Here is a 21,787-nt window from a genome sequence, read left to right as displayed (position 1 = left end):
GCCTGGTTGCGACCGGATGACCGGGGCGGACCGTACAGTGATTATTTCCGTCAATTGAATCGCGAGCTCAAGGCCCATGGCCCGATGCGTCCGGTGATGCTGATCGACCTGGATCGCCTCGATCACAACATCGACGTGGTGAAAGCTTCGGTCCGGCGCGCGGGCAAGCAGTTGCGGCTGGTGGAGAAGTCCCTGCCTTCGCCCCAATTGCTGAAGTACATCGGCGAGCGGGCCGAGACCCGGCGGTTGATGTCGTTTCACCAGCCATTTCTCAACCACGATGCAATGCAGTTCCCCGATGCCGATATCCTGCTGGGCAAACCGCTGCCGGTGCGTTCCGCCGAGCTGTTCTATCAGCTCCACAAAGGGCCGTTCGACCCGTCGCGTCAGTTGCAGTGGCTGCTGGATACCCCCGAGCGCGTCCAGCAATACCAGGCCCTGGCCCAAGGGCTGGGCACGCGCATGCGGGTCAACATTGAACTGGACGTCGGCTTGCACCGGGGTGGAGTGGCCGACGACGCGACCCTGGACGCGATGCTCAAGCTGATCCGTGCTCATCCGGCGCAACTGGAATTCGCTGGTTTCATGGGTTATGACCCGTTCGTGGGCATGGGCGTGCCCGAGCTGCTGGCAAGCCCTGAAACACTGCTGGCGCGGGTCATGGCGATCTACACCGCACGGGTGGATTTCGTCCGGTTGCGCTACCCCGACCTGTGGCACCCAGGCCTGACCCTCAACACGGCGGGCAGTCCCAGTTATCGTCTGCATGAACAGGAACGCCTGAGTAGCGAAGTGTCGGTGGGCACGGCCATGCTCAAGCCCAGTCATTACGACCTGCCGTCCCTGAGCGAACATGTGCCGGCGGCCTACATTGCGACCCCGGTGCTCAAGCGCACCGGCGCGGTGAACATTCCGGCGCTGGACGACAAGTCGCGTATCTTTTCCTGGTGGGACGTGAACCAGCGCGAGACGTTCTTCCTCTACGGTGGCAACTGGATGGCCGATTTCGAATCCCCATCCGGCCTGAAGAGCAACAGTCTTTATGGCCGCAGTTCCAACCAGGAAATGGCCAACGGCTCCGAGGCGGTGGGGCTGGCCGTGGAGGACCAGGTGTTCCTCAGGCCGACCCAGGTCGAGTCGGTGCTGCTGCAGTTCGGGGATCTGCTGGCGGTGCGTGGGGGGCGGATTGTCGAGGCGTGGCCGGTCTATGGCTGATCCACTGTGGTAGTGATCGTTCCCGCGCTCCGCGTGGGAATGCCTCAACGGACGCTCCGCGTTTGGCTCTTGGTACGCGGAGCGTCCCTGGCTGCATTCCCACGCAGAGCGTGGGAACGATCAGAAGAGGTGCTTATAACTCAAACGGAATACTCAACTTGGCCCAGAGCATCTCGCCTTCGGGGCGGTTCTCCACGTCGAATTCCTTGGCCCAGCGGATCTCGGCGCTGGCGTACTTGAGGAAGGTCAGGTGCAGCGCCGGGCCGATGGCGAAGACCTGGCCGCGCACGCCGTCGTCCACGTCCTGCCCGGCGAATTGCACAGTGTGGCCGAACTGTTTGTCATCGGTGGTCTGCTTGAGGTAGTAGCCGTTGAGCCCCACCCTCAGGTTGTCGGTCAACCGGTAGCTGGCGGAATAATCGAAGTGGAAAATCTGCCCCGAGCGGTAGTCGGTGTCCTTGTTCCTCTCGTTGAAGCTGTAGGTGGTTTTCATCGACACCTCGGTGTTTTCCGTGGGCAGCCAGGTGAAGGAAAACAGCGGTTTGTAGGTGTAGAAATTGTTGCTGGTGTTGGCCAGTCGATCGGAACTGTATTCACCGGTGGGCACGGTGATTTCCACGGCGGCGGCCAGGGTCAGGTTCTTGCCCATGTCCCAGAGCACGATAGGGGAGATGGTGGTATCGCCCATGCCTTCACGGGTGTCGCTCATGCCGAACAGCGCGACTTCCTGCTTGATCCAGGGCTGGGCGACATAGATCCCCAGGCGCCCGCCGGCGAATCGCAGTGGACTCAGGTAGTCGATGCGCGGAATCACCGCCGTGGATTCGATCTCCACCCCCGGCACCTTGCCGCCCAACGAGCTGATGTTGAATGTCCGGGCTTTGTAATGGTTGTAGTAGAGGTTGAACGCGACCATGTTGTCCGGAAGGCTGTCGACCTCCAGTGGCAACACGAAGAAGCCGTCGGTGCCGGGGCCGATGTTGTCGACTCCGTTTTCGGTGGCAAGGGCCGGTAGCGCGCAGCTGCAAGCCAGGCCCAGGGTCATTTGCAAGGCGAACGTCGTGCGGATCGGGTTCATGTGAGGCGCTCATTATTATTGTTGGAGGTACACCGAAGGTCCGAGCCATACAAATAAGCCGTTCGCGGCCGGCAGGGCAGGGTATTGGCGGCCACACAGGGGACTTGGGCGGCCAGATTTCGCCCACCTCTTTCCTTGGGGGCATGCTAACGTTTATGAAACAACCGGTTACAAAAACGCCACCTAACGTGTCCCGGAACCCGCCATGCAGATGAAAGTCATCGACCCCACTTTTGAGCTGGCGCTGGTCTCGCCATTCCTGCTGCAGACCCTGGCCGAAGTCGTCGCGGACAAAGGTTTCGACGCCGCCAGCCTGTGTCGCGGCCTGGGGTTCGGCCTCGATGATCTGCAGGATCCCGCCCAGCGCATTTCCCATCGCCAGGCCGTGGTCATGATTCAACGGGCACTCAAGCTGTTGCCGGACCAGGGGCTGGGGCTGTGGGTCGGCGACCGCAACGTGCTTGGCACCCTCGGTCTGCTGGGGCATGTGTTGTCGCTGTGCGAAACCCTGCGCGATGCCTTCGCCCTGGGGATCCGTTACCAGCACACCACCGGCGGCATCGCCGTGACCAGTGTCGAAGAGACTGCCGAGCGGATCATGGTCGACGCGACCTGCCGTTTGCCCTTCGCCGAGGTCCAGGTGTTTGCGGTCGAAGAGTTCTTCGCCAGCCTGATGGTGTATGGGCGGGCGCTGGCAGGCCCGGATTTCAGGCCCCAGGCCGTGGAGTTCATGCACGCGGCGCCGTCCTACATCCTGGAGTACCAACGGATTCTGGGACCGGATGTGCGTTTCGGTTGCCGATACAACCGCATGTTGATCGATGTCCGCTGGCTGGACGTGCGCCTGCCCAATCATCACCCGCTGGCCTTGCGTCAAGCCTTGGCCTTGCTGGAGCAGGAAGCGGCCGAGGTCCACCAGAAGATCGACCTGATCCAGGCGGTGGAACGGGCGATTGCCCGGGACCTGACCCGGGGTAGCCACATCGAGAAAATAGCCGGCGACCTCAACATGAGCAGCCGCACCCTGCGCCGGCGCCTGAGCGAGCACAACCTGACGTTCGAGACCCTGCTCGAACAGGTGCGTCGCGGCCGGACGCTGAGCTTGCTGGCCAACCCCGAGCTGTCCATCGAGCGCATCACCGAAGAGGTCGGCTACAGCGACGTGCGCAGTTTCCGCCGGGCCTTCCGGCGCTGGACCGGGATGAGCCCCAGTGCGTTTCGCAGCGAGGGTGTCGACGCACGTCTCTAATCTAAGGTTATGTCCAAACAGTATTTCTCAAGCCTTGGACGGCTTCCCTAAGATCACGTCATAACTCGTTATGACAAGTGATCCAGCCCCATGTCCGACAACGTGCTTGCCCTCAGCAGCGTTCCGCTGCACACCCAACTGCGCGACGTGTTGCGCGCGCGCATCCTCGACGGTGAATACCCCCAGGGCAGCCAGATGCCTTCGGAAAGCGAGCTCGGTACGCTGTTTCGCGTCAGCCGCATCACCGTGCGCCAGGCCCTCGGGGATCTGCAGAAGGAAGGGCTGATTTTCAAGATCCACGGCAAAGGCACCTTCGTCGCCAAGCCCAAGACGTTCCAGAACGTCAGCACCCTCCAGGGCCTGGCCGAATCCATGACCGGGCGCGGCTTCGAGGTGATCAACCGCCTGCGCAGTTTCAGATTCATTCCGGCGGACAAACAGGTGGCCGAGCGCCTGGGCTTGGTCGAAGGGGAGGCGGTGGCGCAGATCAAACGGGTGCGACTGATCAACCGCGAGCCGGTGTCCCTGGAAATCACCTACCTGCCCAAGGCCCTCGGCGAACGCCTGGAAAAAGCCGACCTGGTGACCCGCGACATTTTCCTGATCCTGGAAAACGACTGTGCCTTGAGCCTGGGGCACGCCGACCTCGCCATCGATGCGGTGCTGGCCGACAGCGATCTGACCCAGGCCCTGGAGGTCGAGCCGGGATCGCCGATCATGCGCATCGAGCGCCTGACCCACGACGCCGATGGCCGACCGTTGGATTTCGAACATCTCTATTACCGCGGCGATGCTTTCCAGTACCGCTTGCGGATCGACCGGCAGAAAGGGACACAAGCATGACCGACAGCGCTGTGACTGGAAGCATTTTGGAACAGGAATACGACATCGTCGTCATCGGCGGCGGCACGGCCGGACCCATGGCGGCGATCAAGGCCAAGGAGCGCAATCGCGATTTGCGCGTGCTGTTGGTGGACAAGGCCAACGTCAAACGCAGCGGCGCCATCAGCATGGGCATGGACGGCTTGAACAACGCGATCATTCCCGGCCATTCGACACCCGAGCAGTACACCAAGGAAATCACCATCGCCAACGACGGCATCGTCAACCAGGCGGCGGTGTACGCCTATGCGACCCACAGTTTCGAAACGATAGAGCAACTGGACCGCTGGGGCGTGAAGTTCGAGAAGGACGAAACCGGCGACTATGCGGTGAAGAAGGTCCATCACATGGGCGCCTATGTGCTGCCGATGCCGGAAGGGCACGACATCAAGAAAGTCCTCTATCGCCAGTTGAAACGGGCACGGGTGAGCATCACCAACCGGCTGGTCTGCACCCGCTTGCTGACGGATGCCGAGGGCGCGGTGAACGGCGTCATGGGCTTCGATTGCCGCACCGCCGACTTCCATGTGATCAAGGCCAAGGCGGTCATTTTGTGCTGCGGTGCGGCGGGTCGCCTGGGCTTGCCGAGTTCCGGCTACCTGATGGGTACTTATGAGAACCCCACCAATGCCGGGGACGGCTATGCCATGGCCTACCATGCCGGTGCCGAACTGGCGAACCTGGAGTGCTTCCAGATCAACCCGTTGATCAAGGACTACAACGGCCCGGCCTGCGCCTACGTCACCGGTCCCTTGGGTGGCTACACCGCCAACAACAAGGGCGAGCGTTTCATCGAGTGCGACTACTGGAGCGGGCAGATGATGTGGGAGTTCCACCAGGAACTCGAGGGCGGCAATGGCCCGGTGTTTCTCAAGCTCGATCACCTGGCCGAGGAAACCATCCAGAACATCGAGGACATCCTGCACAGCAACGAGCGGCCCAGCCGCGGCCAGTTCCACGCCAACCGCGGCACCGACTACCGCACGCAGATGGTGGAAATGCACATCTCCGAGATCGGTTTCTGCAGCGGCCATTCGGCTTCGGGCGTATGGGTGAACGAGCGGGCCGAGACCTCGGTCAAGGGCCTGTACTCGGCCGGCGACATGGCGGCAGTGCCGCACAACTACATGCTCGGGGCGTTCACCTACGGCTGGTTTGCCGGCCACAACGCGGCGGATTTCGTGGCCGGCAAGGATTTCTCGGCGCTGGATGCCGCTCAGATCGAGCGGGAAAGAGCCCGCGTCTACGCTCCGCTGACGCGCGAACACGGCCTGCCGCCGGCCCAGGTGGAATACAAGCTGCGGCGTTTTGTGAACGATTACCTGCAACCGCCGAAGGTCACCAAGAAAATGCAGATCGGCCTGCAACGCTTCAGCGACATCCAGCGCGACCTGGACCAGATCAAGGCCCACAACGCTCACGAGTTGATGCGCGCCATGGAGGTCAGCGTGATCCGCGACTGCGCCGAAATGGCCGCCAGGGCCTCGCTGTTTCGAGCCGAAAGCCGTTGGGGGTTGTACCACTATCGGGTCGATCACCCGCAACGCAACGACAGCGAGTGGTTCTGCCATTGTCATCTGAAGAAGGGCGACGACGGCGCGATGACCTCGTTCAAGAAACCTGTCGAGCCCTACATCATCGCCCTCGATGCCGAAGAGCTGCAGGCTTACGACCGGCTGCGAGTCGGCGCCGACGCGGCGTGAACCGTCCACCCAGAGAGAACGCCCATGGCTTATCAACCCCAGGAAATCTTCTTCCGCTCCAATGCCCCCGTTACCGTGGACGAGGACAAATGCATCGCCCACAAAGGTTGCACCGTGTGTGTCGATGCCTGCCCCATGGACCTGCTGGCGATCAACCCGGCGACCCAGAAGGCCTACATGGCATTCGATGAATGCTGGTACTGCATGCCGTGCGAGAAGGACTGCCCGACCGGTGCCGTGAAAGTGGAGATTCCTTACTTGCTGCGCTGACATCAGAACCGCTTTCGCGAGCAGGCTCGCTCCCACATGGGATGTGTGGTGTACACCGAATCTGTGAACGCTGAAGAAAAATGTGGGAGCGAGCCTGCTCGCGATGGGGCCAGCCCAGCCACTACAAAGCCATCCGGCCACCCCCGGACGCCCGATCCAAAAACACCCCTCGTTTCCCACCGTGCACAGATCACGGCGGAGACGAACCTCCTATACATGATTCGAGGGGAATCCCCATGTTGCGTGCAGCGCTGGCCGGTCTGGTACTGGCTTCATTGACCTTGTCTGCCCAGGCAGAAACCATCCGTATCGCCATCGGCACCCAGGACACCACCATCAACTGCGCCGCCGGCGGGTTGCTGATCCGTGAGCTGGGCCTGCTGGACAAATACCTGCCCCATGACGGCGCCTATAAAGACGCCCGCTACGAGATCCAGTGGAAGAACTTCACCAGCGGTGCGCCCCTGACCAACGAGATGGTCGCCGGCAAACTCGACTTCGGTGCCATGGCCGATTTCCCCGGCGCATTCAACGGCGTGGCATTCGAAACCGCCGGTAAGCACAGCCTGTTCATCAGCGTGCTGTCAGGCAGCATCCAGGGCAGTGGCAATGGCATCGTCGTCCCCAGCGCGTCCGGGGTACAGTCGCTGGCCGAACTGAAGGGCAAGACGATCTCCGTGCCATTCGCGTCCACGGCCCACGGCATGTTGCTGCGTGCCGTGGCGGCCCAGGGGTGGGATCCGCTCAAGGATGTGAACATCATCGCCCAGCCGCCGGAAGTCGCCGGCTCGGCTTTGCAGGCCGGCAAGATCGACGCTCACGCCGACTTCGTGCCGTTCGCCGAATTGTTCCCCAGCCGGGGTTTCGCCCGCAAGATCTACGACGGTGCCCAGGCCGGCGCGCCGACGTTCCATGGGGCGTTGGTGGACCAGGCCTATGCCAGGCAATACCCGGAAATCGTCGTCGCTTACCTGCGTGCAACCCTCGAGGCCAACCAGTTGCTGGCCGCAGAGCCAGAGAAGTACAGCGAGCTGATCGCCCAGGTCACGGGGGTGGATGCCGAGGTCAATTATCTGTTCCACGGACCGTTGGGCGTGCAGACCCGTGACCTGACCTGGAAGCCGGAATACCGGCAAGCCGTCGGCACCGCCATCGACACCCTCAAGCTGCTGAAAAAAGCCGATCGCGGCCTGGACCTCAATACGTTCATCGATGACCGGTACATCCGTGCCGCATTCAAGGCCTCGAACCTGGATTACGACGCACAACTGGGGCACTACGCCCGGACACCGTTGAGCGGCACCGATGCTTCGACCGGGCAGGCGATTACCGACTTCAGCCGCGTGGCCGAGATCTGGGTGCGTGGCGAGCCGAAAGTACGTCACTACGCCTCGGCGCAATCGGCTTTCGTCGCCCTGGCGAGCCTCAAGCAAGAAGGCAAGGGCATCCGTGCGGTCTATGCCCAGGCCAGCGACAGCGGGATCAAGTTGCTGGCCGAGCAGGCGTGGTTCGCCAGTGATGGCAAAGGGCGGCTCAGTGCGTTCCTGCTCAAGGGGCAGGCCGAGCAGTTCGCCGTGCAGCAGGGCGGCAGGATTCTGGATTTCAGCGAAGCCACGGCCCAAGCCGTAGCCACCCGATAACCTGCCAAATGACCTGTGGAAGCGAGCCTGCTCGCGATGGCGGTGTCCCTGTCACATCAATTTCAACTGATCTGACGCCATCGCGAGCAGGCTCGTTCCCACAGGGATCTCGGTCGAGAGGAAGCATTGTGAATCGATCTTACCTGCGCTGGCTCCCCCGAGCCGCCTCATTACTGCTCTGCCTGCTGTTCTGGCAACTCGCCGCCAATGGCCACTGGGATCTTGGCCTGGTGACCTTCGCCAACGTCCCGCCGCCACTGGCCGTGATCCAGGCCGCGCTTGGGTTGGGGGAATCGGGCAATCTCGCCCGGCATCTGGGCAGCAGCCTGGGCCGGGTCTTTGCCGGTTATGGCGCGGCGGTGCTGATCGGTGTGGCGGTGGGCCTCGCCATCGGTCGCTCGAAATGGGCGGAAGACCTGTTGTTGCCACCGCTGGAAGTCCTGCGCCCGATCCCGGCAGTGGCCTGGATTCCCCTGGCAATCCTGATGTTTCCCTCGTCGGAACTGTCGATGGTGTTCATCACCTTCACCGGCGCGTTGTTTCCGATCCTGCTCAACACCGTGCATGGCGTCGAAGGCGTGGACCGGCGGTTGATCGCATCGGCCAAAAGCCTGGGGGCCGGGCGCCGGGCGATCCTGCAGGAAGTGATCCTGCCGGGTGCGGCACCGAGCATCATCACCGGCCTGGCCATCGGCATGGGCACGTCCTGGTTCTGCCTGGTGACGGCGGAAATGATCGCCGGCCAGTACGGCATCGGCTACTACACCTGGGCTTCCTACACCGTGCAGAACTACGCCGACATCGTGGTCGGCATGCTGCTCATCGGTGTCCTGGGCATGGGCAGCAGTGTGTTGATCAAGCGCCTGGGCGGGTTGTTCACGCCTTGGCATCGACCCCGAGGAAAAGCCTGATGAGTGTCATGCAAACGCCCGAAGGGCGCATCGATATCCGCCAATTGTCCATTGTCCTTGGCACGGGAGCCCAGGCGTTCGAAGCCGTCCAGGGTCTCGATTGCCAGATCGAAGCGGGCCAGTTCGTCTGTGTCCTGGGCCCGTCCGGCTGCGGAAAATCCACCTTGCTCGGCGCCTTGGCCGGGCACCTGCAACCGCGTACCGGCACCCTGGATGTCGACGGTGTGTCGGTGTCCGGTCCGTCGCCCCAGCGCGGCATGGTGTTCCAGCAGCACACGTTGTTTCCCTGGCGCAGGGTGCGCGACAACGTGGCTTTCGGCCTGAAGATGCGCGGCCTCGGCAAGGCCGAGCGATACCGCGCCGCCGATGAAATCCTCGCGCTGGTGGGGCTGGAAGGCTTTGCCGGGCATTGGCCGGATCAGCTCTCCGGGGGGATGCAGCAACGGGTGGAAATCGCCCGGGTGCTGGTCAATCGCCCACGGCTGTTGCTGATGGACGAACCCTTCGGCGCGTTGGATGCCCTGACCCGGTTGCGCATGCAGGAACTGCTCTTGGATATCTGGACGCGCATCCGCACCACCGTGGTGTTCGTCACCCATGACATCGATGAGGCGCTGTTCCTGGCCGACCGCTTGCTGGTGATGAGTCCGCGCCCCGGCCGGATCATCGAGGACCTGCGGCTGGATTTTGCCCGACCACGCACGACGGAGCTGGTGACCCACCCCGAGTTCACCCGTTTGAAACGCCACTGCCTCGAGCTGCTGCGCCATGAAGAGGGCCGGCAACTGCCGCGCCTCAATCCTCTCGGGCTTCCTGAAACCTCCTTGCCGCGATTTGCCTTATGACCTCTCTATTCGAAAGCACCGATAACGACGACATTCTGCTCCTGCAACCGCGACTGACCGACGACGATTCCGGCGTGCGCCGTATTGCCTTGATTGAACTGGCTGATCTTGAGGAGCCCGAAGGCCTGTCGTGGCTGGTGGATCGCCTGGGCCGGGATCCCAGTGCCGAGGTGCGGGCCGAAGCGGCGCGCCTGCTTGAGGCCTGGGAAGATGCGGCGGTGGTCGAGGCCTTGTGCCGCGCCCTGACCGATCCGTCTCCAACCGTACAGAGCGCTGCCGCGCAGAGCCTGAGCCTGCTCAAGAGCGAGGCGGCGGGGAGGGTGATTCTGCCCTGGGTCGCCCATGGGGATGTCAGCGTGCGGGTCGCCGCGTTCAGGGCCTTGCGCGAGTTGCGCCTGGTGGACGCAGCACCGGCTGCGATCGCGGCCCTGGCCGATAGCGATGCCGGCGTGCGCCGCGAGGCCGTCGGGGTGCTCGGTTGGCTCAAGCACCTCGACGCCTTGCCGGCGCTGGCAAGGCTTGCCAGTGACGATCCCGACAGCGAAGTGCGCCGAGCCGCCACCGGCGCCCTGGGCCTGGCTTCGGACCCACAGGTCTTGCCGGCGCTGTGCCGGGCGCTGCGCGACCCGATCTGGTCGGTGCGCGAAGAGGCGGCCACCACTTTGGGCAAGGTCGGCCACAGCGAGGCCGGCCCGGCCCTGATCGATGCCCTGGCTGACGATTATTGGCAAGTGCGCCTGCGGGCCACCCGTAGCCTTGGCCGTTTGCGTCATGCACCGGCGTTGCAGCCCTTGATTGACACCCTGGGGCATCGCATCAGCAACCTGCGCAAGGAGGCGGCCCTGGCGTTGGGCGAGTTGCATGATCCAGGTGCCATTGCGGCCTTGCAGGCTGCCCAGGACGATGGCGATCCCGAAGTGCGCAAAGCCGTGCGTATTGCCCTGGAGCAGCTGCGATGAATCCGCTGGCGATTGGCAATGCCCAAGGCAAGGGGCAATTGCGCTTGAGCTGGCCCGATGGTCGCGAGCAACGATTGGACCACGCCGAACTGCGCCGCCAGTGCCCCTGCTCCCAGTGCCGGGCGTTTCGCCTGCAAGGGCTGGCGGTCCTGGTGGATTCGCGGATTCGGGTGGTTGAAGTCAATGCCCAGGGGTATGGGGTTCAGTTGGTCTTCAGTGATGGGCATGAGCGCGGGATTTATCCGTGGGCTTACCTGGCTGGACTGAACACTGAGCCCTCTGTGGGAGCCGAGCTTGCTCGCGATGACGATGGCCCATTCAGCATCAATGCAAGCCGACCCACCGCTATCGCGAGCAGGCTCGCTCCCACATGGGTATGTGGATGCTGAAGACAAATGTGGGAGCGAGCCTGCTCGCGATAGCGGCGGCACTGCCCAGCCCGTGAACTGACTGGCGGCGCTTGTCAGAAAAAACCGACAGGAGTACAAATGTACTCCATGACGACTCTCACTCCCCGCCGCTCCGCCATCCTGACCTTCATCCGCGAACGCATCGCCGAGCAGGGCCAGCCTCCCAGCCTCGCTGAAATCAGCGAGGCGTTCGGTTTCGCCTCCCGCAGCGTGGCGCGCAAGCATGTGCTGGCGTTGACCGAAGCCGGTTTTATCGAAGTCAATCCACACCAGGCCCGGGGCATCCGCTTGCTGAACCAGCCGCCGCGTCCCGAGCTGCTGGACGTGGCGGTGCTGGGGCGAGTGGCCGCCGGCCGGCCGATCGGCGCCGATGCCGAGGTCCACGACCGCCTGATGCTGGACCCGGCGATTTTCACCAGGGCGCCGGATTACCTGCTGCGGGTCCAGGGTGACTCGATGATCGGCGACGGCATCCTCGACGGTGACCTGGTGGGTGTCCAGCGCACGCCCCAGGCTTCGAACGGACAAATCGTGGTGGCGCGGCTCGACGGTGAAGTCACCATCAAGCGCTTCGAGCGAGTCGGCGAGCGGGTGCGCTTGCTGCCGCGCAATCCGGCCTATCAGCCGATCATCGTCGAGGCCGACCAGGACCTGGCGATAGAAGGGGTGTTCTGTGGCCTGTTGAGGCAAGGCTGATGGGCGCGGTCGTTGCGCTGGACACGCTGTTCAATGGCGGCCAGGTCTGGAAAGGTCGGCCTGCGCCTCCGGCCGCCAGCCCGCAACCCACCGGCCATGCCGCGCTGGACGCGGCGTTGCCCAGTGGCGGCTGGCCTGAAGCGGCGCTGACGGAAATCCTCCTTGCCGCGCCGGGCCTGGGTGAGTTGCAACTGGTGTGGCCGACCCTGGCACGACTGTCTGCGCAAGGAGAACGGATCGTGCTGGTGGCACCGCCGTTCGTGCCCTATCCCCAGGCCTGGCAGAGCGCCGGGGTGGACCTGAGCCAACTGTCGGTGATCCGGGCCGATGAGCGCGATGCCCTGTGGGCCACTGAACAATGCCTGCGTTCGGGCAGTTGCGGGGCGGTCCTGTGCTGGCCGCGCCAGGCGGACGATCGTGCCTTGCGCCGCCTGCAAGTGGCCGCGGAAACCGGCCAGACCCTGGCATTCGCCTGGCGCCCGATCCAGGAAGCCATCAATCCATCGCCAGCGGCTCTGCGCATTGCCATCGATGCCGGGCCCGGGCAACTGCGGGTGCTTAAATGCCGGGGCGGGTTGGTCCGGTCGGCACCGATTGCCTTTGCTCACGCCGCGCCAACAGGGCATTGAGGTTGCGATGCGTTGGGTCTGCATTCTCTTTCCGCAATTGGCGCTGGACGCCGCGCTGCGTCAGCGCCCCGATCCCGAGGAGCCACTGGCGCTGTTGACCGGCCCGGCCCAGCGTCGGGTGCTGCAAGCGGTCAACGACCCCGCCCGGGCCCTGGGCCTGCGTCCCGGCCAGACCATGACCGCCGCCCAGGCCCTGAGCAAAGGCTTTGCCACCGCCGAATACGACGTGGCGCAGATCGAGCACTGGCAACAGTTCCTGGCGGCCTGGGCTTACCGGTTCAGTTCCCAGGTCAGTGTGCATTACCCGCGCACGGTGCTGTTCGAGATCGAGTCGAGCCTGGGCCTGTTCGGGCCCTGGCCGGTCTTCGAGGCACGGCTGCGGGCCGAACTGACGGAATTGGGCTTCCGTCATCGCATCGTCGCGGCCCCGAACCCGGTGGCGGCGCGGGTACTCGCCAATGCCCATGATGCCCTGGTGGTACCGGATGCCGAGCGCCTGCAACAGTGCCTGGGACAGATGCCGGTGGATCGGATCGGTCTGCCTGCCGACGTCGCCACGGCGTTGTCGCGCATGGGGTTGCGCTGCCTGGAACAGGTCCAGGCCTTGTCCCGGCACACGCTGGCTCGGCGCTTCGAGGCCCAGGTCCTCAAGCACCTCGACGCATTGATCGGCAGTCGCACCTTGGCGCTGTCGTTCTACCTGCCGCCGGATCGTTTCGATGTGCGCATCGAACTCAACTACGACGTCCAGTCCCATCAGGCGCTGCTGTTCCCGTTACGCCGGTTGACCGGTGACCTGTCGGCCTTCCTGTGCGGTCGCGACAGTGGCGTGCAGCGATTTGACCTGCACCTGGAGCACGCCGGGTTGCCGGACACGATTATCAAGGTCGGCCTGCTCAGTGCCGAACGGGACCCTTCGATGCTCTTCGAACTGGCCCGTGGTCGTTTGGAACAGGTGCAGGTCGAGGCGCCGGTGCGTGGCTTTCGCTTGTGTGCCGAAGACTTGCCGAGTTTCGTGCCCCAGCGCCTGGAGCTGTTCGACGAGCGTCCCCAGCAGTCCTTGCCCTGGGAGCAACTGCGGGAGCGGTTGCGCGCACGCTTGGGGGACGATGCGGTGCAGGGCCTGGGGTTTCGCGACGACCATCGGCCTGAGTGCGCCTGGCAGATGACGCCTCAGCCCCGGCCCCAGGCATGTCCGGTGCGCAGCGCTGTGCAACGTCCCGGCTGGCTGCTGGACCAGCCCCAGGCATTGCCGGAAGGCCAGGCGCGCGTCCTCATGGGCCCGGAACGTATCGAGACCGGCTGGTGGGACGGCGCGGACGTGCGCCGCGATTACTACCTGGTCGAAACCCGTGCGGGCCAACGGGGCTGGGCCTATCGACCGGTGGGCGAGGGCGGGCCGTTGTGGTTGCAGGGCTGGTTCGCATGAACGTCGACTATGCCGAGCTGCATTGCCTGTCGAACTTCAGTTTCCAGCGTGGGGCCTCCAGCGCATTGGAACTGTGTCGCCGGGCCAGCCAGCAAGGCTACCGGGCCCTGGCGATCACCGACGAATGCACATTGGCCGGCATCGTGCGGGCCTGGCAAGCGGCCAAGGAATTGAACCTGCCGTTGATCGTCGGCAGCGAGATCCAGATCGAAAACGGTCCGAAACTGGTGCTGCTGGTGGAAAACCTCGAAGGCTATCAAGCCTTGTGCCGGTTGATCACCCGAGCCCGCCGCCGCAGCGAGAAGGGCCGTTATCGGATCGTGCGGGAAGACTTCGACGAGCCCTGGCCGGGGTTGCTGGCACTGTGGGTGCCCGATGGCAACGACGTCGAGGAGCAGGGCCGCTGGCTTCAGTCGATCTTCGCCGGGCGCTTGTGGCTGTCGGTGCAGTTGCACTGCGGCCAGGACGACCGGCGTCGCCTGGCCGACTTGTTGGCGCTGGCGGACCGCCTGGCGCTGCCTGCCGTCGCCACCGGCGATGTGCACATGCACGTGCGCGGTCGTCGTGCCTTGCAGGACACCATGACCGCCATCCGGCATCACGTCACGGTGGCCGAGGCCGGCCAGCGCCTGCACCCCAACGGCGAGCGCCATCTGCGCAGCCGTAAGGATCTGGCCGATCTCTACCCCCGCCGGTTGCTCGATGAAACCCTGGCGATCGCCCGGCGCTGTACGTTCGACCTGGGTCAGTTGCGCTATGAATACCCCCGTGAGTTGGTGCCCGAGGGGCATGATCCGGCATCCTGGCTGCGGGAACTGACCCAGCGGGGCATGCGCGAGCGTTGGAAAAAAGGGGTGGACGATAAGGTCCGGGAACAGATCGACAAAGAATTGGAATTGATCGCCGAGCTGGGCTACGACAGCTACTTCCTCACCGTGCAGGACATCGTCAGCTTTGCCCGCCAGAGCAACATTCTTTGCCAGGGCCGTGGTTCGGCGGCCAATTCGGCGGTGTGTTATGCCCTGGGCATCACCGAGATCGACCCGAGCCAGACCAATCTGCTGTTCGAGCGGTTCCTGTCCCGAGAGCGCAACGAGCCGCCGGACATCGACGTGGATTTTGAACATGAGCGCCGCGAAGAGGTGCTGCAATACGTCTTCCAGCGCTACGGTCGCCATCGCGCGGCGCTGACGGCGGTGGTCAGCAGTTACCACGGCGCCGGGGCGGTGCGGGACGTCGCCAAGGCCTTGGGCCTGCCGCCGGATCAGGTCAATGCGCTGGCCGACTGTTGCGGTCGCTGGAGCGACGAGGCACCCCCCGTGGAGCGTCTGCGCGAGGGCGGTTTCGACCCGGACACCCCGATCTTGCGCCGGGTGCTGAGCCTGACCCAGCAACTGATCGGCTTTCCCCGGCACCTGTCCCAACACCCCGGCGGCTTCGTGATTTCCCAGCAGCCCCTGGACACCCTGGTGCCGGTGGAAAACGCCGCCATGGCCGAGCGCACCATCATTCAGTGGGACAAGGACGACCTGGATGCGGTCGGGCTGCTCAAGGTGGATATCCTCGCCCTGGGCATGCTCAGCGCGATTCGCCGGTGTTTTGATCTGATCCAGCACTACCGGGGGCAGCGATACACCTTGGCGAGTCTGCCCCGTGAAGATGCCGCCACCTTCGAGATGATCAGCCGTGCGGACACCATCGGTGTGTTCCAGATCGAATCACGGGCGCAGATGGCGATGTTGCCCCGGCTCAAGCCCAAGAATTTCTATGACCTGGTGATCGAAGTGGCGATCGTGCGCCCGGGGCCGATCCAGGGCGGCATGGTGCATCCGTACCTGAAGCGGCGCAATGGAGAGGAGGACATCACCTATCCTTCGGAAAAATTGAAGACAGTGCTCGGACGTACCCTGGGCATTCCGTTGTTCCAGGAACAGGTCATGCAGATCGCCATCGTGGCGGCCGACTATACCGCCGGCGAAGCGGACCAGTTGCGTCGCTCCATGGCCGCCTGGAAACGTCACGGCGGGCTTGAACCACACCGTCTACGCCTGGCAGAGGGAATGGCGCGCAACGGCTACACTCCAGAGTTCGCCGCGCAGATCTTCGAGCAGATCAAGGGTTTCGGCAACTACGGTTTCCCGGAGTCCCACGCCGCCAGCTTCGCCTTGCTGACCTACGCCAGCAGTTGGCTCAAGTGCCACGAGCCGGCGGCGTTCGCCTGCGCCCTGATCAACAGCTGGCCCATGGGGTTCTACAGCCCGGACCAGATCCTGCAGGATGCCCGCCGGCATCAATTGCAGATCCGTCCGGTAGACGTGCGCGCCAGTGATTGGGATTGCAGTCTCGAACCCCAGGAAGGTCGGCAACCGGCGATTCGCATGGGCTTGCGCCTGATCAAGGGTTTTCGTGAAGACGACGCCCGGCGTATCGAGGCGGCTCGTCGGCAGCGGACATTCACTGACGTGGCCGACCTGGGCGAGCGCGCGCAACTCGATGCCCGGGCCCAGGCGCAATTGGCCGACGCCGGGGCCTTGCGTGGCCTGGTGGGTGATCGCCATCGTGCACGCTGGGAAGTGGCCGGCGTGCAGAAACAATTGGGTCTGTTTGCCGGTTTGCCCAGTCAGGAGGAGCCGCCGGTGAATCTGCCCAAGCCCTCGCTGGGGGAGGACTTGTTTGCCGACTACGCCACCCTCGGCACAACACTGGGCCCTCATCCGCTGGCCTTGCTGCGCCCTGAACTGCGTGCCCGACGCTGTCGCAGCTCTCGGGAATTGCAGGAGGTGGAGCATGGCCGCAACGTCAGCGTCGCCGGCCTGGTCACCGGTCGCCAGCGCCCCGGCACGGCCAGTGGAGTGACCTTCGTCACCCTGGAGGATGAGTTCGGCAACCTCAACGTGGTGGTCTGGCGCGACCTGGCGGAGCGCCAGCGCAAAGTCCTGGTGGGCTCGCAATTGCTTCGGGTCGACGGGCGCTGGGAAAGTGTCGGCGAAGTCCGTCATCTGATTGCCGGGCGCCTGAGCGACCTGACCGGGTTGCTGGCGGGCATCAACGTGCGCAGCCGCGATTTTCGCTGACACGGCTGTCGTATCACAGCAACCTGTGGCGAGGGAGCTTGCTCCCGCTGGGCTGTGCAGCAGCCCCAAAATGGGTTGGCGCAATCCTTCAGGCAGACCGCATCAACCGATTTACGACGGCTGCGCCGCCGAGCGGGAGCAAGCTCCCTCGCCACGGTGAGAATGTGAACCGACCAGCATGAAACCAAATGCCAACCTCGCGCTCGAAGGTCTGAGCACAAGGGGCTCGCGATAGGCGATTCCCCGCAGCCATTCGAGGTTCAGAGTCGCCCATGGAGTTCTTATCCCAGCCTCACGGATGTCCCGGATGGGACGGTGAAATGGCCCGGCGCATCCGGGCGTACGATTGGCGCCAGACCGAACTGGGTCCTATCGAACACTGGTCCGCCAGCCTGCGCAGTGCCGTCCAGGTGTTGCTGGCTTCGCCCTTGCCGATGGTCATGTTGTGGGGTCGCCAGGGCTTCATGATCTACAACGATGCCTACGCCGAGTTCGCCGGCGGGCGTCATCCTTATCTGTTGGGGTGTGCGGTAGAGCTGGGTTGGCCGGAAGTGGCCGAGTTCAATCGTCACGTGCTGGACGTATGCCTGGCCGGAGGCACGTTGTCCTATCGCAGCAAGGAACTGGTCCTGTTGCGTGATGGCAAACCCGAAGATGTCTGGATGGACCTTTTCTACAGCCCCGTGCCCGACGATGACCAGGCACCGGCCGGCGTGCTGGCAATTGTCGTGGAAACCACCGAGCTGGTTTTGTCCGAGCGGGCTCGCCAGGCAGCGGAACGCAGCTATCGCGCCGTCAATGAACGCATCCAGCTGGCCCTTTCGGCCGGGCCGTTGCTCGGCTCGTTTGTCTGGGATGTCCAGGCCGACACCCTGTCCGGCGACGAGCGTTTTGCCCGCACGTTCGACTACCCACCAGACACGCCACTGGAGGCCTTGCCGATCGAGGTTGCCCGCCAGCGTGTTCATCCCGATGACGTTGATGAGGTCAAGCAACGCATTGAACTGACCTTGCGTACAGGGTCGGCCTTCAATGCCGAATACCGGATACGTCGCCCCGAGGGCGATGACCTATGGGTGCAGGCCAGCGGTCGATGCGAGTTCGATGCGTTGGGCAGGCCGCTGCGTTTCCCCGGTGTGCTGATTGACATCAACGAACGCAAGATTGCCGAAGCATCGTTGCTCAGGTTCACCCGTGACCTGGAGCAGCGGGTCGCCGATGAGGTCCAGGCGCGGCTGGCGGCCGAAGAGCAGTTACGCCAGTCGCAGAAGCTCGAGGCCATTGGCGGGCTCACCGGCGGCATCGCCCATGACTTCAACAACCTGCTGCAAGTCATTGCCGGCAACCTGCACCTGCTGGCACGTCACGAGCCGGACAATGCCAATGTGCAACGCAGGATCAGTGCCTCCATCGAGGCGGTGGAGCGGGGCGCCAAGCTGTCATCGCAACTGCTGGCCTTTGCCCGTCGCCAGCCGCTGTCGCCGGCGGTCTACAACCCCCGGCGCATCTACGACGACCTGGAGGAATTGCTGCAACGGGCCTTGGGCGAGACCATCCGGATCGATGTGACCCTGCCCGACGAACCCTGGTGCATCCATGTGGATCGCAACCAGTTGGAAAATGCCCTGCTGAACCTGGCGATCAACGCCCGCGATGCCATGGGCGGCGATGGCACCATCCAGATACTGGGCGAGAACATCGTGCTCGACGAAGCGTCCTGTGCCGGCAAAGGGATCCCGGCGGGTGAGTATGTGCGGTTGTCGGTCATTGACAGTGGCATAGGCATGCCGCCCGATATTCTCAAACAGGTTTTCGAGCCGTTTTTCACCACCAAGACCGATGGCCAGGGCACCGGGTTGGGCCTGAGCATGGTGTTCGGGTTCGTCAAGCAGAGCGGCGGGCATATCGAGATCGCCAGCGACATGGGCAAGGGCACGCGGGCGCAGATGTACTTTCCTCGCAGCTACCAGCCTGAAGCCGGTGAACAGACCCACGACTACACGCCCCAGCCCGGCAGGCATGAAACGATCCTGGTGGTGGAGGACAACGATGCGGTGCGCAGTGCATCGGTGGAGTTGCTCGAACAGTCCGGCTATCGAACCCTCACCGCCGCCAATGCCGACGCGGCCATGAAGCTGTTGCTCGAAGGCGCCAAGGTGGACCTGATTTTCACCGACGTGGTCATGCCCGGCCTGATCAAGAGTTCCGACCTGGCGGCCTGGGCCAAGGTGCAGACGCCCCCGGTGCCGGTGCTGTTCACCTCAGGTCACACACGGGACATCATTTCCCGCAACCATCAACTGAGTCCCGATACCCATCTGCTGAGCAAGCCCTACGGGCCGGATGCGCTGACCCGTATGGTCCGGTCGGTGCTCGGTGGCTGAGCGCATTGCCACAAACAAATGGAACCGAAGCCGTTGCGTTCCCTTCGAATGATCAAGGCCGGTCATCACCCCGGCCTCTGTCATGAAGAGGTGCCCATGAACGACGATCGTGCAAACACTGCGCAACCAGGTCAGACGCAGACCCCGTCACCCCGCAACGACCCGGTCATCGATCCGCAACTGCCCGATGCCAAGCCGGTCAGCCCGGCTGGTGCGGACCAGGCCCAGAGCGCTGCGGAGGAGGTCGATCAGAAAAAACACCACCAGGAAAACGACAACACCTTCAGTCCGGGCTTCAAGCCCGAGCCTGACCGGCCGAAGTCCGGCGATGACACGGACGCCGATATCGACACCGACGGCGGCTGATCGACCTGCGCAAAAAAGGCTCGTCCTCCTGGGAGGCGAGCCTTTTCATACTTCCAGTACTGCCAGGAAACACTACTTGCTGGGGTGTGCGGCCTGGAGTTTCTTGGCCATATCCAGATGGTGCTGCAGATCCGGCAGCATCTTCTGGGCGAATGCCTTGAGCTCGGTGTTGCCGGGTTTCTTGTCGTCGGTGACGGTCTCTGCTTCTTTCTTGAACAGGGTGATGGTTTCTTCGTGGGCCTTGACCTGATTGTTGGCATAGGCGGCATCGAAGGACTCATCACGCATATCGAGAATCTTGGCCTTCGCCTTCTTCACCAGCGTGGTTTCGTCCGGCACTTCGATGTCATGTTTTTTCGCCAGGGTCATCAACTCCTGGTTGGCCTTGGTGTGGTCGGCGATCATCTTGTTGGCGAACTCCTTGACGTCCGCCGATGCGCTCTTTTCCAGCGCCAATTTGCTGGTTTCGATTTCCGCAATGCCACCGGCCGCCGCGTTGTCGACAAAGTCGTTTGAACTCGCGGCCCATGCCATGCCCATGCTGGTACTCAGGGCAACTGCCAGGCCGAGTTGACGCAGGGTAAATCCGTCCATAGTTATTCTCCGTACAGGTTGTACAAGTGATCTTGAGTGTCACTGTTCAATGGAGAGCGGCGTATGGGTAAAGGTTTGATCGCAAAGCGATACGGTACGACGAACGGTCACCGCTGGTCGGATTGACGGTCGACAGAAGGCCGCCGGCAAGGCCATCCTGATGATCGAGGCGCCCTCAAAGGCGCTTGTCACTGATCCACCAAAAGGAGGTGTTCCATGCCGGTGCCCCATGATCTGTGCCAGGATCTGAAGTGCGAAAAAGACCACATCCAGCAAAAGCGCAGCGAAAATCCAAGACTCGACTCGCTGCTTCAAAAATACTCCCAGCTTGACGCCGAGGTGCTGGACGCCGAGAAGCCGACGTCCGCCGCACTGTCCGACGTTGCCCTGGAGACGCTCAAGAAGAAACGATTGCAGGTAAAGGACGAGATCATGGAGCACTTGCGCAAGTAACCTGAAGGCGCGGGGGCTTTATCTGTAGCACGGGGATTCAAGCGAAACGTCGCATCGCCCCGCTGGGCCGCAAGAGGCCCCCGCTTTTTTACAGCATGCATCAACCCAGCGGATCCCAGCGCTGGGACCAGTCGCTGCCGCTCCTGACGATGCCCCGCAACACCTCGAACGCCTGTTGCAACGCCGCCGAATCCCGGTCCCGGGAATAGACCAGGTACGTCGGGTAGTTGAACTCCGGTGCCTTGGGCACCCGCTCCAGGATGCCGCTGTCCAGGTAGCTCTGCACGACGCGCGTGCGGAAGTAGCCGCTGCCGCCGTTTTCCAGGATGTATTGCAAGGCCAGGGGGCCGAGGTTGAAGGTGACGGCAGCCTTTGCTTTGTCCGGCAGGGCCGTGTCGTGCTGACGACGGAAATCGACGCCCCAGTCGATGTACACATAGGGCTCCGGGCAACTGGCCAGGCGCACCAGAATCAGTTTCTCTTCCAACAGCTGTTCAACCTGCAACCTCGGCCAGTATTCGGGTTGATACACCACCGCGGCATCCAGCAGGCCCAGTTCCAGCTGTTGCAGCAGCTTCTCGCCGTCGCGGATGTCCATGCGTAAAGCATGGCCGGGAATCGTCCGACGCAGTTCACGGGCCCAACTGAGCATCAAGGGATTGCACAGGCTGACCTCGCCACCGATGTGCAGGACATTGCGATAGCCTTCGGGCAGCGGCAGGTCCCGGCGGGCCGCTTCCCAGGTCTGCACCAACTGGTTGGCGTAGACGACGAAGGCTTCGCCGTCGGTGGTCAGTCGTGCACCGGCACGGTTGCGCACGAACAGCGCGCAGCCGAGCTGGCTTTCCAGTTTCTGTACCCGAGCGGTAATCGCCGTCTGGGTGACATGCAGCTTGTCGGCCGCCGCGGCGAGACTGCCGTGGCGGACAATTTCCAGGAAGGTGCGGGCGAGGTCGATGTCCATGTTCAGGCCGATACAGGGGAAGCGGGCATTGTAAGA

Annotated in this window: 19 protein-coding genes and 1 pseudogene; 17 read left to right on the top strand and 3 right to left on the bottom strand. The window is 63.4% G+C overall.

Annotation, left to right across the window (positions count from 1 at the left end):
* The first annotated feature begins 6 nt into the window (after positions 1-6).
* Positions 7-1,215 (top strand): DSD1 family PLP-dependent enzyme, encoded by a 1,209-nt coding sequence (locus N005_RS25120; protein ID WP_162843641.1) that lies wholly within the window; start codon positions 7-9, stop codon positions 1,213-1,215.
* A gap of 133 nt (positions 1,216-1,348) precedes the next feature.
* On the opposite strand, the gene N005_RS25115 is transcribed toward N005_RS25120, so the two are convergent.
* Positions 1,349-2,293 carry a SphA family protein gene (locus N005_RS25115; protein WP_047703650.1) on the bottom strand — a complete coding sequence of 315 codons (945 nt, stop codon included), beginning with the start codon at positions 2,291-2,293 and terminating at the stop codon, positions 1,349-1,351.
* Positions 2,294-2,498: 205 nt separating this feature from the next.
* Here N005_RS25115 and N005_RS25110 point away from each other — a divergent pair, with 205 nt between their 5' ends.
* From N005_RS25110 to N005_RS25040, 15 genes and pseudogenes are all read left to right on the top strand, one after another.
* Positions 2,499-3,542, top strand: coding sequence for an AraC family transcriptional regulator (locus tag N005_RS25110; protein ID WP_047703649.1), 1,044 nt, complete (start codon positions 2,499-2,501; stop codon positions 3,540-3,542).
* Between the two features lie 90 nt (positions 3,543-3,632).
* On the top strand, positions 3,633-4,385 hold the full coding sequence (locus N005_RS25105) for a GntR family transcriptional regulator (protein WP_047703648.1): 753 nt from the start codon (positions 3,633-3,635) through the stop codon (positions 4,383-4,385).
* The gene (locus N005_RS25100; protein ID WP_162843609.1) at positions 4,382-6,127 is read left to right on the top strand and encodes a fumarate reductase/succinate dehydrogenase flavoprotein subunit; all 1,746 of its coding nucleotides are present in this window, start codon (positions 4,382-4,384) and stop codon (positions 6,125-6,127) included. Before N005_RS25105 ends, N005_RS25100 begins: the two co-directional genes overlap by 4 nt.
* A gap of 24 nt (positions 6,128-6,151) precedes the next feature.
* Complete coding sequence (locus tag N005_RS25095; RefSeq protein ID WP_047703647.1) at positions 6,152-6,397, top strand: 4Fe-4S dicluster domain-containing protein; 246 nt, start codon at positions 6,152-6,154, stop codon at positions 6,395-6,397.
* A 236-nt stretch (positions 6,398-6,633) separates the two neighbouring features.
* Positions 6,634-8,037, top strand: a complete 1,404-nt coding sequence (locus N005_RS25090) for an ABC transporter substrate-binding protein (RefSeq protein WP_047703646.1) — start codon at positions 6,634-6,636, stop codon at positions 8,035-8,037.
* Between the two features lie 128 nt (positions 8,038-8,165).
* The gene (locus N005_RS25085; RefSeq protein ID WP_047703645.1) at positions 8,166-8,948 is read left to right on the top strand and encodes an ABC transporter permease; all 783 of its coding nucleotides are present in this window, start codon (positions 8,166-8,168) and stop codon (positions 8,946-8,948) included.
* Positions 8,948-9,793: an ABC transporter ATP-binding protein gene (locus N005_RS25080; protein WP_047703644.1), complete on the top strand. Its 846-nt coding sequence runs from the start codon at positions 8,948-8,950 to the stop codon at positions 9,791-9,793. Before N005_RS25085 ends, N005_RS25080 begins: the two co-directional genes overlap by 1 nt.
* On the top strand, positions 9,790-10,752 hold the full coding sequence (locus N005_RS25075) for a HEAT repeat domain-containing protein (protein WP_047703643.1): 963 nt from the start codon (positions 9,790-9,792) through the stop codon (positions 10,750-10,752). The genes N005_RS25080 and N005_RS25075 overlap by 4 nt, the downstream gene beginning before the upstream one ends.
* Positions 10,749-11,018, top strand: a pseudogene (locus N005_RS25070) (DUF971 domain-containing protein); the annotation flags it as partial. The gene N005_RS25075 and the pseudogene N005_RS25070, both read left to right, overlap by 4 nt.
* 222 nt (positions 11,019-11,240) lie before the next feature.
* Positions 11,241-11,858, top strand: coding sequence for a transcriptional repressor LexA (gene lexA, locus N005_RS25065; protein ID WP_047703642.1), 618 nt, complete (start codon positions 11,241-11,243; stop codon positions 11,856-11,858).
* Positions 11,858-12,487 (top strand): translesion DNA synthesis-associated protein ImuA, encoded by a 630-nt coding sequence (gene imuA / locus N005_RS25060; protein ID WP_047703641.1) that lies wholly within the window; start codon positions 11,858-11,860, stop codon positions 12,485-12,487. Before lexA ends, imuA begins: the two co-directional genes overlap by 1 nt.
* Positions 12,488-12,494: 7 nt before the next feature.
* Positions 12,495-13,916, top strand: a complete 1,422-nt coding sequence (locus N005_RS25055; protein WP_047703640.1) for a Y-family DNA polymerase — start codon at positions 12,495-12,497, stop codon at positions 13,914-13,916.
* Positions 13,892-16,990, top strand: a complete 3,099-nt coding sequence (locus N005_RS25050; RefSeq protein WP_197678628.1) for an error-prone DNA polymerase — start codon at positions 13,892-13,894, stop codon at positions 16,988-16,990. Before N005_RS25055 ends, N005_RS25050 begins: the two co-directional genes overlap by 25 nt.
* A 272-nt stretch (positions 16,991-17,262) precedes the next feature.
* The gene (locus tag N005_RS25045) at positions 17,263-19,374 is read left to right on the top strand and encodes a hybrid sensor histidine kinase/response regulator (RefSeq protein ID WP_081993352.1); all 2,112 of its coding nucleotides are present in this window, start codon (positions 17,263-17,265) and stop codon (positions 19,372-19,374) included.
* Between the two features lie 96 nt (positions 19,375-19,470).
* Complete coding sequence (locus N005_RS25040; RefSeq protein WP_047704154.1) at positions 19,471-19,740, top strand: hypothetical protein; 270 nt, start codon at positions 19,471-19,473, stop codon at positions 19,738-19,740.
* A 72-nt stretch (positions 19,741-19,812) separates the two neighbouring features.
* Here N005_RS25040 and N005_RS25035 read toward each other — a convergent pair whose 3' ends face one another.
* Complete coding sequence (locus N005_RS25035) at positions 19,813-20,334, bottom strand: DUF4142 domain-containing protein (protein ID WP_047703637.1); 522 nt, start codon at positions 20,332-20,334, stop codon at positions 19,813-19,815.
* Positions 20,335-20,550: 216 nt separating this feature from the next.
* On the opposite strand from N005_RS25035, the gene N005_RS25030 reads away from it, so the two are divergent.
* A complete protein-coding gene (locus N005_RS25030) occupies positions 20,551-20,787 on the top strand; it encodes an HP1242/YdcH family protein (RefSeq protein ID WP_047703636.1) in 237 nt (78 codons plus the stop codon).
* A 100-nt stretch (positions 20,788-20,887) separates the two neighbouring features.
* Here the strand turns inward: N005_RS25030 and N005_RS25025 are convergent, their stop codons facing one another.
* The gene (locus N005_RS25025; RefSeq protein ID WP_047704153.1) at positions 20,888-21,751 is read right to left on the bottom strand and encodes a LysR family transcriptional regulator; all 864 of its coding nucleotides are present in this window, start codon (positions 21,749-21,751) and stop codon (positions 20,888-20,890) included.
* Between the last annotated feature and the right edge of the window lie 36 nt (positions 21,752-21,787).

This window comes from Pseudomonas mediterranea CFBP 5447, assembly GCF_000774145.1.
Taxonomy (GTDB): domain Bacteria; phylum Pseudomonadota; class Gammaproteobacteria; order Pseudomonadales; family Pseudomonadaceae; genus Aquipseudomonas; species Aquipseudomonas mediterranea.
Note: the sequence above shows the minus strand (reverse complement) of the source record. Positions and strands in the feature narration are given on the sequence as shown.